At 62.8% G+C, this 2,873-nt stretch carries 4 protein-coding genes; 1 reads left to right on the plus strand and 3 read right to left on the minus strand.

The features are described from left to right. Positions 1-186, minus strand: a 186-nt coding sequence (locus A5780_RS07910; RefSeq protein ID WP_156769417.1) for a hypothetical protein, incomplete at its 3' end; no start/stop codon positions are given. Between the two features lie 129 nt (positions 187-315). Between A5780_RS07910 and A5780_RS07915 the strand changes: the two genes are divergently transcribed. Further along, the gene (locus tag A5780_RS07915; RefSeq protein WP_064908128.1) at positions 316-1,233 is read left to right on the plus strand and encodes a DnaB-like helicase C-terminal domain-containing protein; all 918 of its coding nucleotides are present in this window, start codon (positions 316-318) and stop codon (positions 1,231-1,233) included. Between the two features lie 153 nt (positions 1,234-1,386). Here the strand turns inward: A5780_RS07915 and A5780_RS07920 are convergent, their stop codons facing one another. Both A5780_RS07920 and A5780_RS07925 read right to left on the minus strand, forming a co-directional pair. Continuing rightward, on the minus strand, positions 1,387-1,932 hold the full coding sequence (locus A5780_RS07920) for a hypothetical protein (RefSeq protein ID WP_156769418.1): 546 nt from the start codon (positions 1,930-1,932) through the stop codon (positions 1,387-1,389). 94 nt (positions 1,933-2,026) lie between these two features. Then, a complete protein-coding gene (locus A5780_RS07925; protein WP_064908130.1) occupies positions 2,027-2,587 on the minus strand; it encodes a recombinase family protein in 561 nt (186 codons plus the stop codon). Positions 2,588-2,873: the final 286 nt, after the last annotated feature.

The following is a 2,873-nucleotide window of genomic DNA, read 5'->3' on the forward strand; positions in this document are numbered from 1 at the left end:
GCTCAACTTCAAGCCTCGATTGTCGTCGGCGAACTCGATCTGGATGGCCTCTGCCCAGGCATCCTCGACCGGATGGCGACGCAGGGGTTGGTTCTCTGTCCCGCAGTCGTTGACCTGCGCGGGTTTCGCTAGGTTCGGCCGGCAGATGTAGCACGGGATCGGCCGGTACTCCTCGTCGTAGCCCATCCACCCGTTCTGGCATCCGTGTGTGCTGGTGTACTCCACCGACTGCCTCAGACCCTCTATCCAGGCGCCGCGACCACACCGCGGCGGCTTTGTTCAAATTACGCCGCCCGCAGCGCGTATAACCAACTGGTGAGCGAAACTTCCACTGGCACAGAGAGTGCCAGAGCAGACGGTCTCCACTACCTCGATGAGCTTCTCCAGACCGCTATCGACGACATCGACGCTCGAGCAAGCCGAACTGCGCAGCGCGAGATCCTCGGCATTCCCACGGGATTCAACGAGCTCGATGAAGTAACCGGCGGGTTGGAGCCAGGGACTTTGACCGTGGTCGGCGCGCATCCTGGTGTCGGCGCCAGTACCCTCGCCCTCGATTTCGCCCGGTTCGCATCGATCAGGCAGAAGGTGCCGACGATGTTCGCGACGCTGGACTCATACCCGAAGACCGTGATCAAGCGGGCACTCAGCGCCGAGGCCCGGATCAAGCTGTGGGACCTCCGGAACGGGTACATGTCCGACGAGGACTGGACCAAGCTGGCCAAGCGGATGTCGGAAATAGCCGACGCGCCCTTGTCGATATACCGTCCGAAGGATCGAGACATCACCGAGATCGTGGAGACTGTCACCGACGAGGTTGAAGACGCCGGGGTGAAGTTCCTGATCATCGACTCGCTGCACCTGGTGACCGCTCGCAGAGAAGTCCCATACGAAAACCGAGAGCGGGAGATCTCCGAGATCACGCGGCGACTCAAAGCCCTTGCCCTGGACTTGAATATCGCGATTGTCGCCACCGTCCAGCTGTCGAACAATCCCGGCCCCCGACAACTGCCTGCTCGCGCTACTCTTGCCGACCTCCGTGACTCGGGAACCATCGCTCACGTCGCCGACAACGTAATCGTTTTGCACCGCCCCGATGCCTGGGAGCGCGATGACCCGCGCGGCGGCGAGGCTGACCTCCTGCTGCTCAAGCACCGGCAGGGCCCTGCCTGCACCATCACCGTCGCGCACCAACTCCACATGAGCCGGTTTATCGACATGGCCCGCAGTTGAGTGGCGCCTGACCTGGTGTTGGGAATCGATCGGTTTCCCGACACTGGCCGCAGGGCGCTATGGCGCCCAGGTCGGCCGGTCACGTCGTTGTCGGTGAATCGTGTCGAGAACTGTCGCGGATTGTGATGGCGGATTCCTGCAGGCCCTGGTGCGCTACGCCTTCGTGTCGGGTTTCTTGTCGTCGTCCGATGACGGAGTGGGCGAGGTTTGGAAGGGGCTGTACTTCTTGGGCTCGGTCAGGACGAAGAGCAGGATCGCTCCGGGAGCGAATCCGATCGTCCACCACCAGAAGTGCGGGTCGTGCAGGGCTGTTTCGACTCCGCCCGTGCGGGCGTACAGCGCGAGCGCGACCGCGGTGCCGACAGCTGCGACGAACGCGGCGGTCCTGACCAGCTCCCAGAACTGTTCTCGCCGGGCCAGGAGGTCCTTGCGCCTGTCGATAGCTGTCCGGAGGTCGTGCACGGCTCGTACCAGATCCGACCTGCCGGAGGCGCTTTCGGGTAGCGCATTCAGTTTCTCGATCAGCCCGGCCAGGGTGGTCAGCTGATCACCCAGCGACTTCTCGGTGTTCGCTCGGGAGGCGCTCGCCGCGATAAGCGCACCGATAATCGTGGCTACCGGTGCAGCCAGTCCCACAGCGATCGTCAATGCCGGACTGCTGCCGCCACTTTCAGCGGCAAGGACGTCCCACCCGTGCATCCGCCCATCATCGCAGTATCTTGGGGATCACTCGGCTTGTCGACAGTTGCGGCGCCTGGTCGAGATCCCCGGTACGTGAATGGTTGCCGAGCCCTCAGCTCGTGGCCGGCGCGGACCGCAAGTAGGCGTAGACGGTTTCGCGGCTGATCCCGAAGTCCTTGGCAAGCACCGATTTCGATTCGCCAGCCGCGGCCCGCTCACGCAACTGCGCAGCCTGTTCGGTAGTGAGGGCGGGCTTGCGGCCGGTGTAGACGCCGCGGGTCTTCGCGGCGGCGATGCCTTCGCGTTGGCGTTCGAGGATGAGAGCGCGTTCGAATTCGGCGAAGGCGCCCATCACGCTCAGCAGCAGGTTCGCCATGGGTGAGTCCTCGCCGGTGAAAGTCAGGCTCTCCTTGACGAATTCGACTCGTACGCCTTTGCCGGTGAGGGTGCGCACAAGCCGGCGTAGGTCGTCGAGGTTGCGGGCGAGGCGGTCCATGGAGTGCACGATGACGGTGTCGCCGTCGCGGACGAAGGCGATCATCTCGTCGAGTTTGGGGCGGGTGGTGTCCTTGCCGGAGGCCTTATCAGTAAAGGTGCGTTCGACATCGATCCCGTCGAGCTGGCGCACGGTGTTCTGATCGACCGTGCTGACCCGGATATAGCCGACCCGCATGATTCACCCCTCCAGAGACCGAAATTGTCAGGTTGAACTCTAAGAACCCAGCCGACAAGTGTCAAGAAAGGCGAATTCTCACCCTATTTTGACGCTGTTCGTCCCCGGTCACGACTGTGGTGTTGGGGTGTACCCCAGATGCGCAGGCACTGCCAGCACCACGCTCCGCAGCTGCGGCTGTAACGTGTTTCACTTCTGAGTGTCAACGGATTTCGGAGGGGACCGAACACAGATGCTGAGCTTCTTCGTCGAACGCGATGGTCGACTCGTCGCCCAGAAAATCCAC

Source organism: Nocardia sp. 852002-20019_SCH5090214 (genome assembly GCF_001665865.1).
Lineage (GTDB): Bacteria > Actinomycetota > Actinomycetes > Mycobacteriales > Mycobacteriaceae > Nocardia > Nocardia nova.